Source organism: Burkholderia sp. SIMBA_051, from assembly GCF_046534915.1.
GTDB classification, from domain to species: Bacteria; Pseudomonadota; Gammaproteobacteria; order Burkholderiales; family Burkholderiaceae; genus Burkholderia; species Burkholderia ambifaria.
The window spans coordinates 1-248 of sequence record NZ_JAWRXS010000663.1 but is presented as its reverse complement, the minus strand read 5'-3'; the positions used below and the strand labels follow the sequence as shown (position 1 = coordinate 248).

Annotated in this window: 1 protein-coding gene; it reads left to right on the top strand. The window is 60.1% G+C overall.

Features of this window, described 5'->3' with window-relative positions; genetic code table 11:
• On the top strand, positions 1-197 hold a 197-nt coding region (locus SB771_RS36135), incomplete at its 5' end, for a hypothetical protein (protein ID WP_410722180.1).
• Positions 198-248: the final 51 nt, after the last annotated feature.

Below are 248 nucleotides of genomic sequence, written 5' to 3'. Positions count from 1 at the left end.
CACAAACCAGCTGTCGGCGAGGCGGGCAAAACCACGACGCACCGCATCCGGATGCCGCGCTAGAAAGCCGGGCTTGGCTGTTGCCGAACGAGGAAGCGGTGCGCGGGTGCAGTGGCGAGGTGCCGCACGTTGATCGTGGCGCGCAGGGATGCGCTCCTGCCAGCATGGACATCGCTTTCAGCCAGGATATATTATAATCCGATTACCATACATGCCATTTCCTGCCGCAATGGAAAAGAAAACCGCCC